Origin of the sequence: Capnocytophaga endodontalis (genome assembly GCF_002209445.1) — a bacterium.
GTDB classification, from domain to species: domain Bacteria; phylum Bacteroidota; class Bacteroidia; order Flavobacteriales; family Flavobacteriaceae; genus Capnocytophaga; species Capnocytophaga periodontitidis.
Map to the genome: position 1 here is coordinate 936,348 of NZ_CP022022.1, position 22,008 is coordinate 958,355.

24 protein-coding genes and 1 tRNA gene are annotated in these 22,008 nt (G+C 38.7%); 11 read left to right on the forward strand and 14 right to left on the reverse strand.

Annotated elements, in window-relative coordinates:
- Positions 1-13: 13 nt before the first annotated feature.
- Positions 14-304, reverse strand: a complete 291-nt coding sequence (locus CBG49_RS04440) for a hypothetical protein (RefSeq protein WP_088593546.1) — start codon at positions 302-304, stop codon at positions 14-16.
- Between the two features lie 276 nt (positions 305-580).
- On the opposite strand from CBG49_RS04440, the gene CBG49_RS04445 reads away from it, so the two are divergent.
- The gene (locus CBG49_RS04445) at positions 581-904 is read left to right on the forward strand and encodes a helix-turn-helix domain-containing protein (protein WP_088593547.1); all 324 of its coding nucleotides are present in this window, start codon (positions 581-583) and stop codon (positions 902-904) included.
- A 223-nt stretch (positions 905-1,127) separates the two neighbouring features.
- Here CBG49_RS04445 and CBG49_RS04450 read toward each other — a convergent pair whose 3' ends face one another.
- From CBG49_RS04450 to CBG49_RS04475, 6 genes are all read right to left on the reverse strand, one after another.
- The gene (locus tag CBG49_RS04450) at positions 1,128-2,786 is read right to left on the reverse strand and encodes a DUF6909 family protein (RefSeq protein WP_009412586.1); all 1,659 of its coding nucleotides are present in this window, start codon (positions 2,784-2,786) and stop codon (positions 1,128-1,130) included.
- A gap of 1 nt (position 2,787) precedes the next feature.
- On the reverse strand, positions 2,788-3,267 hold the full coding sequence (locus tag CBG49_RS04455; protein ID WP_088593548.1) for a regulatory protein RecX: 480 nt from the start codon (positions 3,265-3,267) through the stop codon (positions 2,788-2,790).
- A gap of 116 nt (positions 3,268-3,383) precedes the next feature.
- On the reverse strand, positions 3,384-3,764 hold the full coding sequence (locus CBG49_RS04460) for a hypothetical protein (RefSeq protein ID WP_088593549.1): 381 nt from the start codon (positions 3,762-3,764) through the stop codon (positions 3,384-3,386).
- A 56-nt stretch (positions 3,765-3,820) separates the two neighbouring features.
- Positions 3,821-3,891 (reverse strand) — tRNA-Cys (locus CBG49_RS04465).
- 37 nt (positions 3,892-3,928) lie between these two features.
- Positions 3,929-4,294, reverse strand: coding sequence for a dihydroneopterin aldolase (gene folB, locus CBG49_RS04470; protein WP_009412589.1), 366 nt, complete (start codon positions 4,292-4,294; stop codon positions 3,929-3,931).
- Between the two features lie 2 nt (positions 4,295-4,296).
- Complete coding sequence (locus CBG49_RS04475; RefSeq protein ID WP_088593550.1) at positions 4,297-5,253, reverse strand: PorP/SprF family type IX secretion system membrane protein; 957 nt, start codon at positions 5,251-5,253, stop codon at positions 4,297-4,299.
- 654 nt (positions 5,254-5,907) lie between these two features.
- Between CBG49_RS04475 and CBG49_RS04480 the strand changes: the two genes are divergently transcribed.
- Entirely contained in the window at positions 5,908-6,729 is an 822-nt protein-coding gene (locus CBG49_RS04480; RefSeq protein ID WP_088593551.1) for a hypothetical protein, read from the forward strand.
- A gap of 24 nt (positions 6,730-6,753) precedes the next feature.
- Here the strand turns inward: CBG49_RS04480 and CBG49_RS04485 are convergent, their stop codons facing one another.
- Positions 6,754-7,266 carry a nitroreductase family protein gene (locus CBG49_RS04485; RefSeq protein ID WP_088593552.1) on the reverse strand — a complete coding sequence of 171 codons (513 nt, stop codon included), beginning with the start codon at positions 7,264-7,266 and terminating at the stop codon, positions 6,754-6,756.
- Positions 7,267-7,410: 144 nt separating this feature from the next.
- Here CBG49_RS04485 and CBG49_RS04490 point away from each other — a divergent pair, with 144 nt between their 5' ends.
- The 9 genes from CBG49_RS04490 (at position 7,411) to CBG49_RS04530 (ending at position 18,009) form a co-directional block, all read left to right on the forward strand.
- On the forward strand, positions 7,411-9,651 hold the full coding sequence (locus CBG49_RS04490) for a GH92 family glycosyl hydrolase (RefSeq protein WP_088593553.1): 2,241 nt from the start codon (positions 7,411-7,413) through the stop codon (positions 9,649-9,651).
- Positions 9,652-9,834: 183 nt separating this feature from the next.
- Entirely contained in the window at positions 9,835-10,614 is a 780-nt protein-coding gene (locus tag CBG49_RS04495; protein WP_088593554.1) for a hypothetical protein, read from the forward strand.
- 67 nt (positions 10,615-10,681) lie between these two features.
- On the forward strand, positions 10,682-11,917 hold the full coding sequence (locus tag CBG49_RS04500; RefSeq protein WP_088593555.1) for a WG repeat-containing protein: 1,236 nt from the start codon (positions 10,682-10,684) through the stop codon (positions 11,915-11,917).
- Between the two features lie 99 nt (positions 11,918-12,016).
- A complete protein-coding gene (locus CBG49_RS04505; RefSeq protein WP_088593556.1) occupies positions 12,017-14,173 on the forward strand; it encodes a PepSY domain-containing protein in 2,157 nt (718 codons plus the stop codon).
- A 19-nt stretch (positions 14,174-14,192) separates the two neighbouring features.
- Entirely contained in the window at positions 14,193-14,840 is a 648-nt protein-coding gene (locus CBG49_RS04510) for a CBS domain-containing protein (protein ID WP_088593557.1), read from the forward strand.
- A gap of 33 nt (positions 14,841-14,873) precedes the next feature.
- Complete coding sequence (locus CBG49_RS04515; protein ID WP_088593558.1) at positions 14,874-15,656, forward strand: porin family protein; 783 nt, start codon at positions 14,874-14,876, stop codon at positions 15,654-15,656.
- 18 nt (positions 15,657-15,674) lie between these two features.
- Entirely contained in the window at positions 15,675-16,412 is a 738-nt protein-coding gene (locus tag CBG49_RS04520) for a porin family protein (protein WP_088593559.1), read from the forward strand.
- A gap of 18 nt (positions 16,413-16,430) precedes the next feature.
- Complete coding sequence (locus CBG49_RS04525) at positions 16,431-17,210, forward strand: porin family protein (RefSeq protein WP_088593560.1); 780 nt, start codon at positions 16,431-16,433, stop codon at positions 17,208-17,210.
- A 28-nt stretch (positions 17,211-17,238) separates the two neighbouring features.
- Positions 17,239-18,009 carry a porin family protein gene (locus CBG49_RS04530; protein ID WP_088593561.1) on the forward strand — a complete coding sequence of 257 codons (771 nt, stop codon included), beginning with the start codon at positions 17,239-17,241 and terminating at the stop codon, positions 18,007-18,009.
- Between the two features lie 6 nt (positions 18,010-18,015).
- Here CBG49_RS04530 and CBG49_RS04535 read toward each other — a convergent pair whose 3' ends face one another.
- From CBG49_RS04535 to CBG49_RS04560, 6 genes are all read right to left on the reverse strand, one after another.
- On the reverse strand, positions 18,016-18,735 hold the full coding sequence (locus CBG49_RS04535) for a 3'-5' exonuclease (RefSeq protein ID WP_009412604.1): 720 nt from the start codon (positions 18,733-18,735) through the stop codon (positions 18,016-18,018).
- On the reverse strand, positions 18,735-19,415 hold the full coding sequence (gene trmB, locus CBG49_RS04540) for a tRNA (guanosine(46)-N7)-methyltransferase TrmB (RefSeq protein ID WP_009412605.1): 681 nt from the start codon (positions 19,413-19,415) through the stop codon (positions 18,735-18,737). Before trmB ends, CBG49_RS04535 begins: the two co-directional genes overlap by 1 nt.
- Positions 19,416-19,473: 58 nt before the next feature.
- Entirely contained in the window at positions 19,474-20,421 is a 948-nt protein-coding gene (locus CBG49_RS04545; protein ID WP_088593562.1) for a cation diffusion facilitator family transporter, read from the reverse strand.
- Positions 20,422-20,718: 297 nt separating this feature from the next.
- Entirely contained in the window at positions 20,719-21,162 is a 444-nt protein-coding gene (locus tag CBG49_RS04550; RefSeq protein WP_088593563.1) for a hypothetical protein, read from the reverse strand.
- Complete coding sequence (locus tag CBG49_RS04555) at positions 21,159-21,692, reverse strand: glycoside hydrolase family 73 protein (protein WP_088593564.1); 534 nt, start codon at positions 21,690-21,692, stop codon at positions 21,159-21,161. Before CBG49_RS04555 ends, CBG49_RS04550 begins: the two co-directional genes overlap by 4 nt.
- Positions 21,689-21,958 carry a hypothetical protein gene (locus tag CBG49_RS04560; protein ID WP_034555243.1) on the reverse strand — a complete coding sequence of 90 codons (270 nt, stop codon included), beginning with the start codon at positions 21,956-21,958 and terminating at the stop codon, positions 21,689-21,691. Before CBG49_RS04560 ends, CBG49_RS04555 begins: the two co-directional genes overlap by 4 nt.
- Positions 21,959-22,008 lie beyond the last annotated feature (50 nt).

Sequence of the window (22,008 nt, forward strand, 5' to 3'; positions counted from 1 at the left end):
ATTTCATTTAAGATTAAAGAGCGCCTACCATCGCTCCACCAACAAGCCCTATAGGACCTCCAAAAGAGCCTATTGCAGCTCCATATTTAGCTCCTAATACCCCACCTGTAGCTGTCCAACCAGCTTTTATAGCTGTATCCCAAGGACCTCCAGGGGGATTATGAGCAACATGTTTTGAAAGAGCCCAACCTACTTGAACTTCTGTGACATTTGTTGTATTTACTTCTTTTGAATTAAAGAAGTTTGCAACGCATAATAGTCCTAATAAAAGAACTAATCCTAAAAAAAATCTACTTTTTTTCATATAATTAAAATTAAAGATTTAAACCTACTCTATTGTTTTTCGTCGTTTTTTGGTTTTCCCGACTATAATTTTTTAAGCTATGTACACTTGCTTAAAAACTTCGGGACAAAGATACAACTTAAAAACACTAAAATATCATCACTTTTAAGGAAAAATAATTACTTTTAAGAATAAAATAATTACTTTTCAGAAAAAAAAGATATTTTTACAGTATAAAATATTTTGTATATTATTATTATTTTATTACTTTTGCCCTATAACTATAATAATAGTATTATGGAGGTCAGAAAAATATTAGAAAGAATCACAAAAAAAAGAAAGAAAAAAGGCTATAGTTATGAAAATATGGCAGAAGAATTAGCTCTTAGCCCTTCTGGATATAGGAAAATAGAAACTGGAGAAACTAAACTTTTAGTAGAGAGAATGTTTCAAATAGCAACAGTTTTAGATATTCCTATAAAGAAACTGTTAGATATAGAAGAACCAGAAAAAAATGAGAATAAAGAGGTATTAAAAAAGCTCATAGCTTCATACGAAAACCTCTTAAAGGAAAAAGAGGAACAAATTGCCTCTCTAAAAGAAAATATCAAAAAAAGATAACAAACTCATCAAGACTTGCTTTTTACTGATAAATATGTAGAGTTACTACTGATATTTTGATTTTTTAGAAGTTAAAACTAAGTTATTAGTAGTGAGATCTACGACATTCAAGTTTCTAATACGCACTATGTATACTGACCAAGAATTTAGCTACAAATAATTTTTACTAATTGTTTTCATTTAAAAAAGGCTGTTTGATAATGTGTTAAACAGCTTTTTTTGGTTAATTAAAAATTTGTTCTAATATTTTAAAGGTGATGAGGTAAGTAGGTTTTACGCCTGTAGTACCTAAACCACCAGAAGCGAGGGTACTCCCCGTTTCGAGGGGGTTATCGGAAGCGTAGTAAGCATAACGCACTTTCACATCTTCGCGTATACTCTTGCGTATTTTAGAAGCCGATTGTATCGCTTTTTGATAATGAACACCTTCCATTTCCAAACCGACGGCATTCCACGTAGAGTGGAGAAAGAATTTTAGGATGTCCTTATTTTGGAGAGAAGTTCCGAGTACTGTAATCATCGAGCCTTCAAATACTTTGAGTCCGTTACCTTCAAAATCGGCTTTAGAAAATTCGTTGTGGAAAGGATAGTTATCGGCAGTACCTTCAAAGATATGCGCGGTAGGAATCATCAAGTCGCCTTTTTCGCCTTCCAAGATGCCCGCCTTGCCCATAATGGAAATGGAAAGCACATCGAGAAAATAAGTTTTACCAGCTTTGTGATAAGGTTTTAGCAGTTCGTCGATAGTTTCATAGGCTTGTTCGCCAAAGGCGTAGTCCATCACAAAGATTATAGGTTTTTGGTTTTCATCAAGGTGATGCACTTTATAAGGAGTATCAGAAAAATCGATTTTAGCAGTATCGAAAAGTTGTACATCGATATTGGTACCTGAGGTATCGTCTACTGAAATCATTCCGTGTTTGTGTGCATAGGCTTTTACTTTTTTGCGCAGAGGTTCACTCTCGGGCAAGCTGAGGAGTTCAAAAAGTTCTATACGGGAACTCACTTTTACTTCATTTGCAAGAGCTTTTTCGGCAAATAGGCTATTCATCACACTGTGCATATTGGCACTGATGATGTGGAGAGGGCGGTCTAAAAGTCCGTTTTTGAGGAGGATATGTTTGATGTGTTCAGCCCAGATTTCGCCGTGAAGGTGATGCCCGATGCGTTCGCGCAGTACGGTACTGAAGGTAATTACGCGTTTATCGTCGTTCACACGTTCGTTGAACGCTAATTTACCCAACCAGTAGATGATATGGATAAAGCGATCGGGGAAGGCGGGGGTAGCCAAAGCTTTGTAGGCAGTGAGAACTTCTTCAAAGGTACGCCCTAATAAGTTACCGATGTGTATAAAAGTAGCTTCACGCTCAGCAAGAGTAAGTTTGTTCTTTTGGATATTAGCCTCGAGTTTAGCCCAATCGTGTGAGATTTTATTATCGTCTAAGAAAATGCGGTCGGCGATTTTATGAGATTCTATAAATAGGAAAGTGAGGTGAGTGAGCACGTCGTAGATATCGGAACGGCCACGAGTAATTTCGATGTTCATTTGCTCAGGGTCGATGCGATAGCAATTGCGGCGGCGTTTAGGGGGGATAATAGGTTTGAAGTGCGATTGGCGGTAGCCTTCATCGGCGATGAGATTGATGTACTTACATTGCTCAATACCCTCGGGAAGGCGGTCGAGTACATAGATGAGTCCGCTGAGTTCAGATTTACTTTCAGCGATAGTGCCGTAGATTTCGGGTCGGAGTACGAGTAGAGACTCGCGGAGTGCCTCGCCTGAGATGCCCATAGGTTTATAGAAGCCTCTTGAGAAGAGGTGTCGCATTGTTACGTACATACGCTCGATGGCGTTTGTGGATTCTTGTGCTCTGCTTTTCATATTATTCGTCGTATAATTCGTCTACTTTTTCGTAGACGAGGTCGGGTTCAAATCCTCGGTAGAGGAGGAAGTTAGCTAATTTAGCTTTGGCTTTATAAGGGTTCTTTTCTCTGATGGTAGCTTGTTTTTTCTCAGCCACTATCTCAAAAGTATCTATGTATTCTTCTTCGTCAATTTCTTCTAAGCCAACTTCAATATTGTAATCTGAAAGCCCTCTAGTTTTTAGTTCCTGTTCTATGCGCACACGCCCCCATTTTTTGATGCGAAACTTACCACGGGCAAAGCTTTTAGCAAAGCGCTCTTCGTTTAGGAAGTCGTTTTGTATCAGGTGTACCACTATATCATCAATAGCCAAAGGTATCATACCCATCGTGCGCAGTTTTGTTACTACCTCGCGGTGGCAACGCTCTTGGTAGGCACAATAGGCTTCCAATCGCTCTTTTGCCTCTTGTACGGTATAGGTTTTCGCAGTAGCTTCCATTATATTTTGTAATTAGGCAAAGATACAAGAAAAGCTACCAATACGGTAGCTTTCTTTTAATAATAACTTCTTTACATTCTTTTACTAACTTAATTATGCGGGAATTAGAGCTTTGATTAGAATATAGCTGCTAAATCTTTTTTGTATTTAGAAAGTAAAGCTTTTGTCATACCATAGTTTGCTTTGGTTGAGTCTACTACTAAATAAATGAAATAACTACCATTTGCTGCCACATCAATAATGTGATTTTGATCTGTTAGAACGATTATAATTTCATCTATTTTTTCCTTAGAAGCCAATCCGAGTACTTGAAGCGCATTTTGTTTAGCTTTTATTACCTCTAAGTTATAAGCAGAAGCTAAGTTAGGATCAAAACTAGGATCCACTGATTCTGCGCCGTAAGAAACACCTGAACGTACTTCAGTTACTGAAACGGCAACGAATCCAGGAATGTTGTTTTTTACATCCTGAATAAATTTGTCTAAAACATTTGTCATCTTGTAAGTTCTTTTTAAATTATTATTATTGTTATTATTGAATAAAAAATTAAGTGAGGCATCGAGCGGATTTGAACCGCTGTATAAGGTTTTGCAGACCTCCGCCTAACCCCTCGGCCACGATGCCTTTTACTGTTCAGGGTGCAAAAGTAGATTTATTTTTTTTAACTTCCAAATCTTTTTCGTTTTATTTTTACGATTACTTGTGCTACATCGCCTCCTATAGGAGGATTAATTTTGGCTATTTTAATCTTTAGTTTCTGAACCTGAGGGAGTTCTATAAAAATTTTATCGATGATGCGACCTGCTACATTCTCTAATAATTTAGCACGGATAGCCATTTCCTCTTTTACTATTTTATTTAGGTGCACATAATCCACAGTATCGATGAGTTCATCGGTTTGGATTGCTTTTTTTAAGTTGGCATAGATTTTTAAGTCGACACGATAATCACTACCGATAGCACCTTCTTCAGCAAGGCAACCATGATAGGCATAGACACGTATATTCTTTAGGATAATTTCTTCCATTTTTATCGTTGTGCACACTTACAGTTACTAACTCCTTGGAAGAGATCAAGGCCTAAGGTTAACATGTGGGTACCAGAGTTATAGCCTATGAGTTCGTTGAGAGTAATTTGATAAGAATAAGCGGCGTAGAACATACCGAGTTTAGCTCCTGCCATAGGACCTATGTTGAGAGGGCGGAAGATTTGATCGTTGAGGGAGCGGTAGTTTAAACCTACCCAATAGTAATCTTCGATATCGAGCCAACGGAATTTGATATTAAAGTCGGTTGTAGAACGACCGTCGCTTTCGTAGTGTTGGAAGAGGATAGAGGGTTCGATTTCGAATTTACTATTTTTATCTCGTTTGTAGCGGTAGCCTCCATACACCATATAGTTGCGAAGCGCTTTAGGTTCTTCTTTATAGAAACGTTCGATATCTTTGTTGAGGATATTGAGGGCGGTGAGGTTTATCCACCATCTTTTATAACGATAAAGGACAGCGACATCGAAGTTGTGGTTCACGGTAAAGCGGTCGTTTGTAATTGCTTGGTCATTACCAGATATATTTTTATCGAATTTATCGATTTCTATTTTAAAGGTGTTCAAAGCGTAGGAGATACCGAAAGAGACGAAGTGGTTGTCATAACGGTCGAGAGTAAGGTGGTGGGCGAAAGTAGCTTTACCCCCCATTTGCCTAGTAAAACCATTGCGGTCGTTATAGAGCATCACCCCTGCCCCACTGCGTTCACCGAGACGCATATCACCTGCGAGTGATTGATAGTCGGGAGCGCCTTTTACACCTACCCACTGAGTAACCGCAGAGAGGCGGATGCGCACGAAGTCACCAATACCAGCGTAAGTAGGAGCGATAAGAAATTCGCTATCTGCTAAGTACTGATTTTGTTGTGGTAAATTTAGCTCTTGAGAGAAGGCTTTCGGAAAAGCACATACTGCTAAAACAAACAAAACTATTTTTTTCATTGTTGATAAAATTAAACTATTAGATTGCTATAATACTCAATTTTGATTTTGTGAAACATACCTATTAATATATAGGTACAACTCGCAAAATTTTCAGCAAAGATATTTATTTTTTTTGTGTTACACTACTATTTGAGTAAAAAAAAACGAATATTTAACGTATTTAGTTTTTTTTTAACATTTTTAAAGTGTGTTTTTCATTGTCTATTTTTCAATGAAAAATGTTTTTTATTGATGATATTTTAAATTTTATTGTATTTTATTGAATAATATTTATGTTTTAATTGATTTTATTGTATTTTTATTTTATTGAGAAAAGAATACCCTTTTCTGTGAGGTATGATGAATATTTTAACACTAAAGTAGACGGTGAAAAGTAAGAGATAAGAGATTTAAAATTTACTAATTTGCTAATTAGCTAATTTTCGCATACTTTTGTCGAAATTATTCATTGAAATAAAAAAATATGAGAAGATTCTCTTTTGTATAGGCGCTTTGGCTATTAAACCTATCAAACCTTGAGACCTATCGTATATAACAATTTTGTAGACTAACTACTTGGATAAAATTAGTATTCTGAAAAGATGTTGAAGTTCTCGAATTTTTCATACTACTCATCAATAAAGATTTTGATATTTTTACAAAACTATAAAAATGGCAACAACGGCTTTTAAAAACAATTATCGCAATATTCGCATTGTAGTTCTCTGCTTTGTGGGGTATATTTTACTGAATTGGTTTTCTCCTTTTTTGATGCTACTCAACTATGATTTTGTGCGATTATTCATAACTTTTATCACTTCGGTTATCGTGATGATTCCTATTGTAATAGGATACAAATTATTGGATGATAAGGGAAATTACCTTCAAGTTTTTGGTGTAGAAGGTAATATTAAAGAAGGATTGATTGCAGGAGGTGTTCTATTTTTAGCCGCTTGGATATTTTCAATTTTTTCTTTGGATTTTTTACGCAATTTGGTTTATGTAAAATGGCTTTTATATATTTTTATAGAGGTTTTTGTCATTGATTTGTGTGTACAAGCATTCTTCTTTAGGAAAATCACCACCTACACTGGATGGAGCTTCTTTCGCATAATTTTGTTTTACGTGGCTATCTATTCGGCTGTAGCCCTTGTAACAGCATTCGTAAGTTTGTTATTTAACAGTGAAATCTTATCGAAAATAGGTGATGATCTGAAATTATTAAATATGATTCCTATGGACTTGTTATTAAAAGGAATTTTAAGCCTTCTGAGGTTTATTCTAACGGCTAGTTTTCTTTATTGGCTTTATGTAGAATGGAATTTCAATCTTTGGGTGGTAGTATTTGCGCATTTAGTATTGAACTTAGCCAATGGATTGACTTTTCTTAAAATTCCCATTTTTATACTGCTAATTGTCACAGGTGTGATAGGGACTATTCTATACAAGCGTGAGAAAGGCTTACCTTTAGCCATAAAGCGATTTTGGTCGTAGTACGACAAGTAATTGTAGCACGATTTACTTCTTCATTCCCATAAAAAAGAGTCCGTAGCAGCGTTCGTTTTCTTCTAATTGTAGGAAATCTTTCAATTGAAACATAAAACCAGGGGTGCCCCAATAGCACCCTACCGCGTGGGCAGTGCAGGTGAGGTACATATTCTGTACTGCCATCGCTGTAGCAGCAATTTCTTCCCATTCGGCTACTTTACCACTAAAATGAACACTGATAGTTACAATGGCGTAAGATTTAGCCACTTTCTTTGCAATTTCATTCATTTTTATTTCTGAAAAACTCTCTGCTGGTACATTTTCTTTGTATAAATGCACTAATTCTTCTCCCAAACGCACTTTCTCATCACCTTTATGCACTTTTAATCGCCAAGGTTCAGTGCGTTTGTGGTTAGGAGCCTCGTTAGCCGAGCTGATAATCTCTTGTAACACTTCTTCAGGTATAGGGGTATCGCTATATTCGGGTGGATACACACTTTTGCGAGAGGTAATGATATGCTTGAGTGTTTGGGCTTGCGTCATAATATTAAAAAAATAATGTTTAACGGGGCAAAGATAATAAATAAAGACGAATTATGAATTACGAAAAAAGGAGGTAACAAGGTTGTAACTTCAAAAAAAAATCGTACATTTGTAGCCTGATTAACCATTTAGAGTTCTGAACGAATGAAGAAACTTCTTTCTTTTGCCACTTTGTGGGTGGCTTTATCACTACACGCACAACAGCAACCTGTGGATTATATCAATCCGCTCATTGGTACTTCTAACTTTGGTGCTACGCACCCTGGCGCAATTGCTCCCCGTGGTATGCTTAGCATTTCGCCCTTTAACGTGGCTTTCGACACTACGGGAGTGAAAGCTCCTCTCGAAAAAGATAGTCGCTGGCTTTCCAACCCTTATGTAAATGAAAATAAATTCTTCACGGGGCTTACTCACGTGAACCTCAGTGGGGTGGGCTGTCCTGAATTAGGAGTGATTATCGCAATGCCTACCACAGGCAAATTGGAAGTGAATCACTTAAAATACGGCTCTACTTACCAAAAAGAAGTCGCCAAAGCGGGTTATTACAGCAATTTCCTCACTAAATACCATATCAAAACCGAAGCTACTGCAACCACCCGCGCAGGTATCACTCGCTATCACTTCCCTAAAGGAGAAGCTAACTTGCTCATCAATCTCGGACTTGGGCTCACCAACGAAAAAGGCGCGATGCTCAAATTCGTATCGCCTACCGAGGTGGAAGGAATGCGTATGGTAGGGACTTTCTGCTATAACAGTCCGGAGCTAGCATATCCAGTATATTTTGTAGCCAAAGTAAACAAAGTAGCCCCTTCTTATGGCGTTTGGCATACGCCCGAAAAACACCAAGGGGTGGAAGCTCAATGGATGTGGTACAATGGCGAAACGCGCCTCAAAGAACAATTTGCCCGCGAGGTAGTAGGCGATAGTATAGGGGCGTATTTCCGTTATAAATTTGACAAAGAGGAAGTCGTGGAACTCAAAGTAGGTATTTCGTACGTGAGCATAGCCAACGCCCGTGAAAACCTTGAAAAAGAAATAGGCAACCGCACTTTCGACGAGGTATATGCCGCTACCCGCCAAACGTGGAACGATGCCCTCCGCGCTACCGTAGAAGGCGGTACTGATGACCAAAAAACGATATTCTACACAGCACTTTATCACGCGCTTATTCACCCGAATCTCCTCAACGATGTGAATGGCGATTACCCTGAGAGCAAAACTAACAAAATAGGCAAAAATCACCAGCGTTATACGGTGTTCTCATTGTGGGATACCTATCGCAATTACCACCAATTGCTCACCTTGCTCTACCCCGAACAGCAACTGCAAATGGTGCGCACGATGCTCGACATCTACAAAGAAAGCGGTTGGCTGCCTAAATGGGAACTCAATTCTACCGAAACCTTTACGATGGTAGGCGACCCTGCCAGCATAGTATTAGCAGATACTTACCTGCGCGGTCTCACCGATTTTGATATACAAACGGCTTACGAGGCGATGCTCAAAGGGGCGAATACCCTTGAAAATAACCCTATACGCCCAGGGGTAAAAGAGTATTGGAAATTGGGTTACCTGAGTGTAGACGGAGGGGTAAGAGGACCTGTATCTACTACCCAAGAGTACAATGCTGCCGACTTCGCTATTGCGCAAATTGCTAAAAAATTAGGCAAAAAAGCCGATTACGAAAAGTTTAACAAACAAGCCTATTCGTATAGAAAATTATTTGATAAAGAAACCCATTTATTGCGTCCGCGTCACGCCAATGGCAAGTGGTATGCGCCTTTCAACCCCGAAAGTGGGGCTAACTTTGAAGAAAATGTAGGCTATATCGAGGGCAATGCGTGGCAATACGTATATATGGTAACCCACGATGTAAAAGGAATGATCAAGCTAATGGGCGGTGAAAAACCTTTTGAAAAGCAACTTGACCATATTTTCGACAGTAAACAGTACGATATGGCAAACGAACCCGATATTGCTTATCCGTATCTCTACAACTTCCTAAAAGGCAAAGAGTGGAAAACCCAACAGAAAGTAGACCAACTCATCAATGAGTATTTTCAAAACAAACCTGCGGGACTCCCAGGCAATGAAGATACAGGGGTAATGTCGGCTTGGCTCATTTATGGAATGGCAGGCTTTTATCCTATCACCCCAGCTGAGCCTAACTATACTTTCACCTCGCCTAAGTTTACCAAAATCACCCTCAAACGCAATCCGCAGTACTATCCTGCTGGTGATTTGGTAATAGAAAGTAATGCTTCGCCTGAAAACATTTACATTAAGAATATTTTCATCGACAACAAGCCTTACAAATCCTATTTTATCAGTCACGAGGCGTTGAAAAACGCAAAGAAAATACGGTTTGAGTTAGGTAAGAGATAAGAGGTAAGAGGTAAGAAAAGCGTCACTACACTTTGCCAAAGTTGAAAATGAAGAATTGTACAAAAATAGGTTTAAGATTGAACAAGCCAATGATTGGCTTGACGGATATAAAGGTTTGATAATGAGATATAGGGTTTACCTCCAAGTTCCTCAGAAAAGTTTAAACACGTTTTGATAACAATAATGATCATACAAAAATTCCTTTATAGATATGTTATATACCTACTTTTAGTATTTATTATATCTTGCAATAGCCAAAATAAGAATACTCACACAAATAATCAAAATAATTCTTTACAAAAGCTGAAAGATACTATTATATTAGATGGTTCAACAGAAGGAGAACAAATCTATTTATATGTCAATAAAATCACTCTTGATTCTATTATAGAGAGTGAAATTTTAGGTGAAACAGGAAAGGAGAGGTATTCATTTACCTTCAATGATCAACTAAAAAAAGCTAATCATATTCTTTATTCTTATGAAAAACCTATATACCTTTCAAAGAATGTAAAACTTAAGGTGAGTAAAGAAGAAGATTTATATTCTTCTAAAGAAGTAAAACAAAAATTAAATAAAAAATTTATGCTATATCATAATATCTTTTTCCAAAAAAAGATAGATTGTAAATGGTTTGGAAAATACACTTTAACACTCAATCAAAATAATGATGATTGGAGAGAAATTTATGATATTAAGATTGACATCTCAAATGATTCTATAGTTTATGAAGCAAAAGGATACCAATTATATCAGAGATTTCTATTATCTGGAATCACAAAAAAAGATACTTTATTTTTGTATATTAGCAATATAGAGGACAATATGGGAGGTGTTAATTTTGACGAAGAATCTAAAATTATAATGAAGGGAGAACAATTCTTTATAAAAAATGCGTATATTAATTCTTTATCAAAAAAAACTAATTCATCTTATAAATTAGAAAAAGAGAGACATAAGTAATTCACCGCTGGTGCGAGCTTGTAGCTCGTGCCAAACAAATTAATAAATCAGTAAATTAAAAAACACTATGAAAAAAATCTATTTTTTATTAAAATTAACCTTGCTGTTGTGTGGCTTTACGGCTTTGGCACAACCTAAATACTTTATCTTTGAAGAAAAGGGTAAGTTAGGATTGGTAGATTTGCAGGGAAAAACAGTGTTAGCCCCTACTTTTAATTCTATAAAAGAAAAACAACCATACATCATTGTTTGTAGTAAAACAAAAGGCTGCTGGGTGTATAACGAAAATTTACAACCCATTCTTAAAGGAACTTATAACTCTATAAGATTTGGTTGTGAAGGTCAATTTATTGTTGAGAAGAATGAAAAGTATGGGGTAGTTTCTGAAAAGGGCACTATAATACTCCCCTTAAAATATTCATTTATAAACTCTAACAAAAATGGGTATACCGTAAAACTTAATGGGAAAGTAGGTCTTTTTAACCTTGAAGGAAAAGAAATTATCCCTATAAGCTATCGCTGGATTTACACCGATAAGATAGATGACAATATTCCTATTGTAGCAGAATTGAATGGCAAAGAAGGATATATCAATACTAAAAATGAATGGGTGATACCTCCTACCTACAGAGATGCTTTTGCCTTTCGACAAGGTTTGGCTAAAGTAATGGAAGTGAGAGATTACATATATATCAACCTTAAAGGAGAACCTGTTATCCAAGATTTTGATGCCGATGTGATTGAACCTTCTGACAACACTTACATAGTAGGTGTACGTAAGAAATGTAAGTATATGGTCTATGATTTGAATGGTAATTTGTTAGATACCTACGATCTTTTAAGAAAGAATTTGAGTGGTAATGCTATTTTCGCGGTTAAAAAAGGGGGTAAATGGGGCTATATAGATGGCTATGGCAAGGTAATAATTCCGTTAGAATATGAAGAAGTCGGTAATTTTAGCGAAGGCTTGGCTGCGGTACGCAAAGATGGTAAATGGGGGTATATCAACCTAAAAAATGAGGTAGTGATTCCGATTGAGTTTACTAATAGGGGGGTAGGCTCCTTTAAAAATGGGGTTGCTGAATATTATGATGATAGAGGTATAGGTCTTATCAATCTGAAAGGAGAAATAATAGCTGAACCTAAATATAATAGTATAGAATACATAAATGGGAATATTGCTATAGTACTTTTTGATGATTATTACTATCTATACGATTTTGTAAAAGAAAAGAAACTCAAACGCCTTGAAGAAATAAAAATTGAAGCAACCGATATAGCTATAGCACCAGATTGCGACTAATTGCCCCTCTGCTGGTGCGAGCTTGTAGCTCGTGCCAAACAAATTAACACATCAACAAATCGCCTTTGCGTAATTCGTCTCTCGTAATTCGTAATTATTATGCGTAAACTTCACTTAATATTTTCCCTGATAGCGGGGGTATTCATATTGCTGGGGGCTCTCACGGGGGGCATCTTAGCAGGTGAATCGGTGTATAACCAAACGTTGCCTTACAAAAGTGCAGCGTTTGAAAGCACTACCCTTGCCCAAACCATTGCCGTTTTAAAGGAAAAGAATATAGATGCTCTCAAACTCTCTATCGACCGCAATCACTTTGTGCAAATAGAGACGGCTGAGGGCGAAAAACTCTTTATTCATCCACAATCGGGGGAGGTAATCCAAGGGGATTATAAACCCTCGAAGTTTATACAGTTCGTCAAAACGCTACACCGCTCGCTCTATATGGGCAAAACAGGACGGGTGATTATGGGGCTTACAGCCTTGTGTTTGTGTGTAGTAGCCTTGTCGGGTATATGGCTCATCGCTCGCAAACAGCAACGTTGGGGCAGGTTCTTCCACAAACTTCCGCAAGAAAAATTCTACAATCATTACCATAGTGTTTTGGGGCGCTGGGCGCTCGTGCCTATCTTTATCATTGCCCTCACAGGGGTGTATATGATGCTCGAAACAGTGGAAGTGTTTCCCAAATTCAAAGCCGAACACAATTACGATGTTAGCACACTACAAGAAACACCCGCAAAACCCGCAAAAGACTTCCCCGTTTTCCAAGTGCCTCTCGCTGAAGTGCGTCAAGTAGAATTCCCTGCTTTTGAAGATGTAGAAGAGGTTTATAAAGTAGATTTCATCGATAAAAATATAGTAGTCAATCAGTTTACGGGCGAGGTGATTAGCACCTCCTCCTCTCCTTATAAAGGCTTGGCGTATTTGGTGCGCACCCTGCACATCGGCAAAGGGCATTACCTCTGGGCGACCGTGTTGTTGCTCTCGGCTGTGGCGTTGTTATTTTTTCTCTACTCTGGCTTTGCGATGACCCTCAGAAAACGAAAAAAAGGCATCAACAATCCGTTTGATAAAAGCGAATGTGAATACATCGTGTTAGTAGGCACCGAAGGAGGCTCCACCCGCAAGTTTGCTGTCCTTTTCCATAACGAACTCCTCCGTTTAGGCAAACGTTCCTACCTGACCGATATGAATGCCTACACTCGTTTTGCTAAAGCAGAGCAACTCATTATATTTACTTGCACTTATGGCGATGGCGAGGCGCCTATCAATGCGACTCACTTTGCGCAACTATGGGCGAAATATCCCCCCGCACAACCTTTGGCGTATAGCGTACTCGGTTTTGGCTCTGATACTTACCCCGATTTCTGCCAATATGCCAAAGAAGTAGACCAACTACTATCGGCTACTGCACAAGCTGAATGTGCGCTGCCTTTGCATACCGTAAACGACCAAGACTTTGGTCAGTTTAAAGCGTGGGCAACAGCGTGGGCAACGGCACAAAAGCTCTCTTTGGCTTTGCCTGATGATTTCAGTGTACAGCCTCAGCGCAAACTGCTCTCTTTCACCGTAACAGAGAAAACGCCCGTAATGGACGACGATATTTTCCTAATAGCCCTCCACCCTTCCCCAAAAAGTAGTTTTGTATCTGGTGACCTCTTGGGTATTACTCCTGAAGACGGACGCGAACGACTCTATTCGGTTGCTAAATACCAAGGAGATGTGTGGTTGAGCGTGAAGCTACACTCACAAGGGGTGGTGTCTAACCTGCTGAACAATTTGCAAATAGGCGATACATTGCAAGCGGCTTTGGTAGCCAACAAACACTTCCATTTCCCTAAAAAAGCGCCTCAAGTGGTGTGTATTGCCAATGGTTCGGGGATGGCGCCTTTTATGGGAATGATAGCCGAAAATACCCAAAAGAAACCTATCACCCTGATATGGGGTTGTCGCCGTGAAGCCTCTTTGGAAATCTATCGCCCTTATATAGAACAGTTTACTTGCGAAGGAAAGATAGCCAACTATTGGCAAGCCCTCTCGCGCGAAGGTGATAAATTCTACGTGCAAGATATCTTGCGAAGAGAAGCCTCTTTCTTTGCTGAACTCCTCAAAAACAAAGGAATTATAATGATATGCGGGTCGGTTGCGATGGAGAAAGCGGTGACCGAAGTCTTAGAGGCGATTTGTAGAGAGCATTTAGAAAAACCGCTGAGCTACTACCAAAATAAAGGACAAATCAAAACGGATTGTTATTGATTAGATAAGAGGAAAGAATATGACAACACATTTTTTATACATAGAACCTAATACTTCAATAGAGGAAGTAAAGTTGCTTTTTGAGGCGCATTTGCTTTCAGCTTTGCCCGTGTGCGAAGGCAATACTTTTATAGGGGTACTCCGTAAAGAAGCAGTAGATGAGGAAGATAAAGAAACTACAGTAGCCGATTATCAATATGCGTTAGAACGCTTTTTTGTACCGCTAACCGCAACGTGGGATGTTGTGGTAGAGGCTTTTGGACGCTATCACACCGATATGTTGCCCGTTATCAACAAAGAAGAACACTTTATAGGTTACTATCACTTAGATGAGTTTGTGCTACAACTCTCCCAAACTCCTTTTATACAAGAAGCAGGACACGTGCTTATCTTACAGAAAGATGCGCTGAGCTATTCGTTTGCTGAAATTAGCAGAATTGTAGAGGAAAACAGAGGGACGCTTTTAGGACTTTATCTCTCCAATCGCACGGAAGACAACGTGCATATCACACTCAAACTCGCAAGCGAACGATTTTCGGATATACTACAGGACTTCCGTCGTTATGGCTATGGTATCCTCACCGAAAAAGACGACGATCACTACCGCCAAGAACTCAAAGACATCGCTGATTATTTTGAAAAATACTTAGACTTAGGTAACAGATAAGAGGTAAGAATAATCTTTAACTAAATATATACTATGAAACGTTTTTTAACTACAATTTTATGGTTTTGTGCTGCTTATGTTGGCTTTGCGCAAACCGCGATAGGGGTGAAAGTGAATACACCATTACATACTTTTAATTTTTTCAACGATCTCACCTCTAACGAAAGTTATGAGATTGAGATTTATCCGCGAATTGCTGCTTTTAATTCAGGTGTATTTGCGCATTTTCAACTCGCCAAACGTTGGGCATTACAAACTGAAGTGCTTTATCGCCGAGAAACATTGTCATTTCGTCCTAAAGATAGCAGTTGGGATACCGAAGAACGCCCTTATTATGAGTTTGATTACTTAGAAATCCCTCTTATGATGCAATTCGAGGGCAAAAAACCCGTTAGAGGATTTACACAGTTAGGTTTTTCACCTAAAATCAGTACAAGAGCAGCTTTTAGAGATAAAGGAAGCAATGAGGTGCAAGATATGAAATACTATTTTGGCACAGGACAACTACACATCAACTTCAATATAGGAGGAGGGTTGCTCGTAGAACGCTCCAGATGGTTGTTGTTTGCCGAAGCGCGTTATTCAGTTAATCTCACCAAAATGGCAGCGAATAGCAGTTCTCCTTATTTAAATTTCATAGAAGCGAGAAATCATACCTTTACATTTTCATTAGGTGCAGGCTATAAATTCTCTAAAAAGAAAAATAATACTCCTCCTACTGAAGAGGTGGTAACTCCTACTGAAGAAGTCATCACACCTACTGAAGAAGTCGTAACTCCTACTGAAGAGGTAAATAAAGAACCTATAACCGAATAATCATTCACTAAAGATATTATGAAACGTTTTTTAATTACCATTGCTTTTTTGAGTGTTACTACATTTAGCTTTGCACAAACCGCAATAGGGGTGAAAGTAACTGACCCTCTATCGGTTGTTAGCTTAATAACTCCTTTATATACAACAGCCAATGTTGATCTGAAAACCTACAATGCCTTTGTTAGCCTTGGAGGATTCGTTCGTATTCCTTTAAAAGAGCGTTGGGTATTACAAAGTGAATTGCTTTTTAAGCACGAGGCTGTGCGTTTTAGAATAGAGAATAGCAACAAAGATTCTTATTATAGATTTGAATACTTGGACGTGCCTTTCTTAGTACAATACGAAGGTAAGAAAGCGTTTAGAGGTTTTGGTTTTGTAGGTTTTTCACCTAAAATTCTCTTCTCTTCTGCTTTTTATGATGCCTCTAAGAATATTACTTATGGAGGGAGTTCCCAATTTAATACAGTGATGTTGATGGGACATATTGGAGGAGGTGTGCTATTTGAGCGCCCTAAATGGATTTATACAGTTGATGCTCGTCTTTCTACCAATATAACGAACTTAGCATCGGGAATCCGTACAGAATATATCAATTTTGATAAAGCGAGAACATTTGTGTTTGGCATTTCGTTAGGTGCAGGCTATAAATTCTCTAAAAAGAAAAATAATACTCCTCCTACTGAAGAAATCGTAACTCCTACTGAAGAAGTTATCACACCTACTGAAGAGGTAAATAAAGAACCCATAACCGAATAATCTTTCACTAAAGATATTATGAAACGTTTTTTAATTACTGCTATGCTTTTAAGTATTTCGGCATTTAGCTATAGCCAAATAGCCGTAGGGGTGAAAGTTGCTAATCCGTTTGTAGCAGTTAATGTAATGAAACATCAAATTGCAAATACACCTAAGGGGATTAGAAACGGAGGAGGTATTTTTGGTGAGTTTTATATAGGGGCTTTTAATATAGGAGCTTTTATGCGAATACCTCTAAAAACACATTGGGCACTACAAACCGAAGTGTTGTTCAAGCGTGAAGGGGTTTGGTTTTTTCATCAAGAGGAAACAATAGAAGAACTTCTCTCTGATCGCGGAGTATATAAATTTTGGTATGCTGAGGTTCCTACCCTGTTACAATGGGAGGGAAAACGCACCGTAAGAGGCTTTGCTCAATTAGGAGTGTCTCCTAAATTCTTAACTTCAGCAAAGTATTCTGCAGTTTTAGAAAAAAGCGACCATAATGTTACGAGCTCTTTTAATAGGGTTGTTCTCAATTTAAATGTTGGGGGAGGTGTTTTATGGAACAGAAGAGATTGGGTTTTTACTGCTGATGGAAGACTCGCTACCAACCTTACACCACTTACCTCTAAAAAGAACACCCCTGATATTGATTTCAGTAAGGCACAAAGCTATTATTTTGCGTTTTCTTTAGGAGCAGGTTACAAACCTTTTAAAAAGAAGGCATTGCCTTTAGAAAAGGCTATTCCTCAGGAAGAGCTCCCAACAATTACTAATGACAGTATTCCTGCTGAGGTGAATACATCACAAGAATAAGAATTTTAGTTTTTTAACTCAATATATTATGAAACGTTTTTTAATCATCATCATTTTTTTGAGTGTTACTACATTTAGCTTTGCGCAAACTGCGATAGGGGTGAAAATCAATAGCCCTGCAAGTACTTTTACGATTATTACACCCATACAATCGATGGAGGGGTATAATGTGGAGTATTTTGGAAAAACAGGCGTAGTGAACTCAGGGTTTTTCTTGCGAATACCTTTCAAAACTCATTTCGCTTCACAAATAGAGTTGATGTATAAGCGCGAGGCGATTCCGTATCGCCCTGAAGGCTCTGATTTAAAATTGCAAGACCGCCGTCACATTCGTTTTGATTACTTAGAAATGCCTTTCTTATTACAATTTGAGGGTAAAAAGTGGTTTAGAGGTTTTGGACAAATAGGATTAGCTCCTAAAATCTTGCTTTTGGCATCGTATTCTGAAAAACAGAACAGTGAGAAGTTTAATATGACGAAATATTTCAACCAAGCCTCACTTAGTTTCCACGTAGGTGGAGGAGTGATGTGGGAGATTCCTAAATGGATTTTCACCGTTGATGCTCGTTTTTCTACGAACCTTACCCCCCTTACCAATCAAGAATACATTCCTCATCTTTATTTTAAAGATGCTAAAAGTTACTATATTGCTATTTCTATAGGCGCAGGTTTAAAACTCTCTAAAAACAAGAATGAACAATCTAATGTTCAAGATCCGGTATATCCTTCAAGTGAAGAACCAGTATACCAAGAGGTAAAAGAAGAGCCTGCACCCCAAGAAGTAAAAGAAGGGGAATAACGCTTATCAGTGTCCTAAAATCAGGATTTCATCATCGTTTAAAAGGGTATCGTTGCGGAAGCGCAGAAGTATTTGCGCAACCGTAATGGTATCTTTTTCGCAATAAGTAGCTATACGGTCGATATCACCTTCGTTGTAGAACACATTGCGCACTTCGCTGCCATCGATATCGTCTTTAGGAGAGGGTATGCCCAAAATATGAGCTAAGAGTTTCAGTGAAGTATAGTGTTTGTAATCGCCGAATTTCCACATTTCCATTGTATCGAGATGAGGGATTTCCCAAGGTTTTTTGCCAAAGAGCTGTAGCTTTTGCGGAATTTCTATCCCGTTGATAATCATACGGCGGGAGATATATGGAAAATCGAATTCCTTGCCGTTATGGGCGCAAAACAATTTATTAGGGCGTGAAAAATGTTCGTTTACTAATCTACTGAAATCTTCTAACAAATTCTTTTCTTCACCTGTGAACGAGGTTACTCTAAAGGTGCGTTGCTGATGCCTGAATGAAAAATAGCCTACTGATATGCACACAATTTTCCCGAACTCAGCCCAAATACCTGCGCGGTCGTAGAACTCTTCAGCAGAGAACTCTTCCTTGCGTTGGTAACGCGTTTTTTCTTCCCAAAGCATTTGAGTTTCAGCCGACAATTCGCTGTACTGTTCGTGTAATGGTACAGTTTCTATATCCAAAAAAAGTATGTCGTTTAAATTGAGTTTGTGAAGCATTACTGTTTTTTTATCTGAAAGCGAATATAGGTAATGGGTTTGCCTTGTTCTAAATAGAACTGTTCGTAGAAGGTTTTAATTTCGGTTACTTCTGGGGGTACGCCATCGCTGTTGTAGATATTGTGATTGGCATAAAGCACTTTATGTCCTGCTCCGTGTAACAAGCCCAAGGTATAACCGTGCATAAACTCACTATCGGTTTTGAGGTGCACATAGCCATCGGGGGCGAGGATACGCTCGTAACGTGCGAGAAAATCGGCGTTTGTGAGGCGGTGTTTGGTACGTTTATATTTTATTTGCGGATCGGGGAAAGTAATCCATATTTCACTCACTTCGCCTGAAGCAAAGCATTTTTCGATGAGTTCTATTTGAGTGCGGAGGAAAGCTACATTGGCGATATTTTCTTCTATAGCAGTTTTAGCTCCTCGCCAAAAGCGCGCTCCTTTGATATCTATTCCTATAAAATTCTTCTCGGGATGACGTTTTGCTAATCCTACTGAATACTCGCCTTTGCCACAGCCCAATTCTAAAACTATAGGGTGGTTGTTTTTGAAATAGAGTTCATTCCAACGTCCTTTATAGGCAAAAGCATCGGTGAGGAGTTCGTCGCGTGAGGGCTGAATTACATTAGCAAAGGTTTTATTTTCTTCGAATCGTTTGAGTTTATTTTTGCTTCCCATAGGTAAGTGAAAAGTGAATAGTGAAAAGTGTTAGGGCGGCAAAGATAGCAATATTTTTTTAATTACAGTTTTCTTCTTTGCAGTGGCAATTTTCGGTATCTATTTCAAAAGTGCTGTGGGTAATTCCTTCGTGAGAGAGTGAGTGTTTTAGTTCAGCTTTGATGGTCATAAATTCTTTTAGAGTAATACATTCTTTGAGTACCAAATGGGCTGTTAAGGCATTTTGAGCACTGCTCAGTGCCCATATATGGAGGTGATGCACGCTTTCGACCATTGGATGTTGTTCTATCAATTGTTGTATGTGAGCTTGGTTTATATTCTGAGGGACGCCGTCTAAAATGAGTTTTACGCTTTCTTTTAAGAGTCCCCAAGTAGAGAAGAGAATCACGATACCCACCATAAAACTACTGATAGGATCGGCGATATACCAACCGGTAAAGTACATAATTGCACCTGAGATAATCACCCCTACCGATACTAAAGCATCGAGGAGGAGGTGTAGGAAAGCCCCTTTGATATTGATGTCGTTTTTTTGACCTTTATAGAAGAGGAAAGCCGATAGCCCGTTGATAATTACCCCTATAAAGGCTGTAATCACAATAGCAGCTCCAGCCATTTCGGGAGGATTGGAAAGGCGTTCAAAGGCTTCGATAAAGATTTTTATCACGATGTACATCAGCAGTACCGCATTGATAAGTGAAGCGAGGATAGACGCTTTTTTGTAGCCATAAGTATATAGCTGGGTAGCAGCGTGGTGAGCAAGTTTCATTCCGATGAGTGAAATCACTAAACTAGCAACATCGCTCAGATTATGACTTGCATCGGAAATAAGCGCTAATGAATTGACTTTAAACCCCACTACAAATTCGATAAGGGTATAGAGCAAATTGAGCCCAATACCTATGTAGAAAGCGCGATTGAGAGCACTTAGATCGGTTACTGTATGGTGGTGATGGTGATCGTGGTCGTGGTGATGATCGTGGTCGTGGTTGTGTGAATGTTCCATAATACTTCTTTTTTAGGTAAGAGATAAGAGATAAGAATTGGGGCAAAGGTACAAATTTATTTAGAAATAATCTCTATTTAGAGATGTTTTTTCAAAGCCTAACCCCCGCTGGAGGTATTTTGTGTGTAGGCGTGGGCGTTTGCAGCACATACCCAGCTATCGCAGGCTTTCCTACATAATGTGATCTAAAAGCGATTGATTATTCGGGTAATCAATTGATGATTTAGGAGTTTTTGGAGAATCTCAGAGAATCTTGGGGAATCTCGGAGGTGGGAGGGGGGTGTAAATAGTTTTTTTCTATTTCTTTAGAATACATTTTTTATATTGGTAATAGGCAATCGCTACCAAAACGAGTACAATAAGCCAATAGTTATTAGGAGATAACTCAAATTTGTGTTCTTTCTGTTTGAACGATTGGTGTTTGTGAAAATGTAGGGTTCTTTGTCGTAGATGAAGTACCTCATTCTGTTGCAAACTATCGGTGTATTCACGCAGACGTTTTAGACGGGTAGTGCTGTGGAGTTGTACTTGGGTACGCCCCGTGCTATCCTTAAACGATTCAAGAGTGAGATGCACTTCTTGCAGGCTGTTGATCCATTCGATGCTGTGTAATACGGCGTGTTGTTGCTGGTAGAGGCTATCAAGTTGCTCACGCATTTGGAGAGTTTCAGTTTGTTTGATTTTGTGCGTTTTACAAGATAGCAGAAGTGAAAAAAGCGATAAAAAGAGGATTTGTTTCATTTTGATAGTTGTTTTATGATTTTTTTGAGTTGGGTAGCATAATCGGGGGCGGTAGCATAACCAGCACGAGCGATAGCTTCAGCAAATAAGTAAGGGTCGGTTTTGACCTTTAGAGCCTCTGCGTAGCGAGGATTGTGCAGGAAAAACAGGGCGTGATCGGTGAAAGAGGCTTCGGGAGAGGGGTATTTTTTGAACCAGTCTTTTACTTTATAGGTGTATTTGCCATCAGGACGCTTGGTAACGCTTAGTACTTCGGGGAATTTTTGTAATGCAGGGTTGCGCTGATAAGTTTGCCAATCACAAGAGAGGATTTCGGTAGTTAGCAAGAGTTGTCGTTCCTCGGTGGGCGTATTAGGTTTAGCTTTTATGCCAAAGAACATATTACCGGGAGCGTGTGTTCCCCAAGCACTTTCTAAGGCTACTTGTGCTAAAATAAAGAGGTGTGAAATGCCCGTTTTTCGTTCGGTTTCTAAAGCATAGGGCTTGTAGGTAGTTACAAAATGTGCGATTTGTTGTTCGTTGTTTGTCATTTTCTAAGTTGTTTTAAAAGGTTATCGATAGAAGACTCAAGTTCTTTGATGCGTTGGTTAGCCTCATTGAGGTCGGCAATGGCTTTGGCGTATTTTACACCTAAGTCGTCAATCATTTCGCGGTAGATGTGAATTGCCTTATCAACATTGTCTAATTCGTTAGATTGGAGTTCAACGCGTTGTTTTGGTCGGCCGAAGAGCCAGCCTACCCAGCCAGAGAGCAAGAGCCCTATAAAGGTAATGAATTGTTCTTTGAGGAGTTCCATTTTCTTTTTGATTTGTGGTGCAAAATTGGGGAGTTCTGAAGAAGTGGGCA

Coding starts and splice junctions, on each gene's coding strand:
- CBG49_RS04455 (WP_088593548.1), bottom strand. CDS start 3,267: ATGGAAGCTACTGCGAAAACCTATACCGTACAAGAGGCAAAAGAGCGA.
- CBG49_RS04460 (WP_088593549.1), bottom strand. CDS start 3,764: ATGACAAATGTTTTAGACAAATTTATTCAGGATGTAAAAAACAACATT.
- CBG49_RS04490 (WP_088593553.1), top strand. CDS start 7,411: ATGAAGAAACTTCTTTCTTTTGCCACTTTGTGGGTGGCTTTATCACTA.
- CBG49_RS04440 (WP_088593546.1), bottom strand. CDS start 304: ATGAAAAAAAGTAGATTTTTTTTAGGATTAGTTCTTTTATTAGGACTA.
- CBG49_RS04510 (WP_088593557.1), top strand. CDS start 14,193: ATGACAACACATTTTTTATACATAGAACCTAATACTTCAATAGAGGAA.
- CBG49_RS04495 (WP_088593554.1), top strand. CDS start 9,835: ATGATCATACAAAAATTCCTTTATAGATATGTTATATACCTACTTTTA.
- CBG49_RS04450 (WP_009412586.1), bottom strand. CDS start 2,786: ATGAAAAGCAGAGCACAAGAATCCACAAACGCCATCGAGCGTATGTAC.
- CBG49_RS04525 (WP_088593560.1), top strand. CDS start 16,431: ATGAAACGTTTTTTAATTACTGCTATGCTTTTAAGTATTTCGGCATTT.
- CBG49_RS04475 (WP_088593550.1), bottom strand. CDS start 5,253: ATGAAAAAAATAGTTTTGTTTGTTTTAGCAGTATGTGCTTTTCCGAAA.
- CBG49_RS04480 (WP_088593551.1), top strand. CDS start 5,908: ATGGCAACAACGGCTTTTAAAAACAATTATCGCAATATTCGCATTGTA.
- CBG49_RS04485 (WP_088593552.1), bottom strand. CDS start 7,266: ATGACGCAAGCCCAAACACTCAAGCATATCATTACCTCTCGCAAAAGT.
- CBG49_RS04535 (WP_009412604.1), bottom strand. CDS start 18,735: ATGCTTCACAAACTCAATTTAAACGACATACTTTTTTTGGATATAGAA.
- CBG49_RS04515 (WP_088593558.1), top strand. CDS start 14,874: ATGAAACGTTTTTTAACTACAATTTTATGGTTTTGTGCTGCTTATGTT.
- CBG49_RS04545 (WP_088593562.1), bottom strand. CDS start 20,421: ATGGAACATTCACACAACCACGACCACGATCATCACCACGACCACGAT.
- folB (WP_009412589.1), bottom strand. CDS start 4,294: ATGGAAGAAATTATCCTAAAGAATATACGTGTCTATGCCTATCATGGT.
- CBG49_RS04445 (WP_088593547.1), top strand. CDS start 581: ATGGAGGTCAGAAAAATATTAGAAAGAATCACAAAAAAAAGAAAGAAA.
- CBG49_RS04500 (WP_088593555.1), top strand. CDS start 10,682: ATGAAAAAAATCTATTTTTTATTAAAATTAACCTTGCTGTTGTGTGGC.
- CBG49_RS04520 (WP_088593559.1), top strand. CDS start 15,675: ATGAAACGTTTTTTAATTACCATTGCTTTTTTGAGTGTTACTACATTT.
- CBG49_RS04505 (WP_088593556.1), top strand. CDS start 12,017: ATGCGTAAACTTCACTTAATATTTTCCCTGATAGCGGGGGTATTCATA.
- CBG49_RS04555 (WP_088593564.1), bottom strand. CDS start 21,692: ATGACAAACAACGAACAACAAATCGCACATTTTGTAACTACCTACAAG.
- CBG49_RS04550 (WP_088593563.1), bottom strand. CDS start 21,162: ATGAAACAAATCCTCTTTTTATCGCTTTTTTCACTTCTGCTATCTTGT.
- CBG49_RS04530 (WP_088593561.1), top strand. CDS start 17,239: ATGAAACGTTTTTTAATCATCATCATTTTTTTGAGTGTTACTACATTT.
- CBG49_RS04560 (WP_034555243.1), bottom strand. CDS start 21,958: ATGGAACTCCTCAAAGAACAATTCATTACCTTTATAGGGCTCTTGCTC.
- trmB (WP_009412605.1), bottom strand. CDS start 19,415: ATGGGAAGCAAAAATAAACTCAAACGATTCGAAGAAAATAAAACCTTT.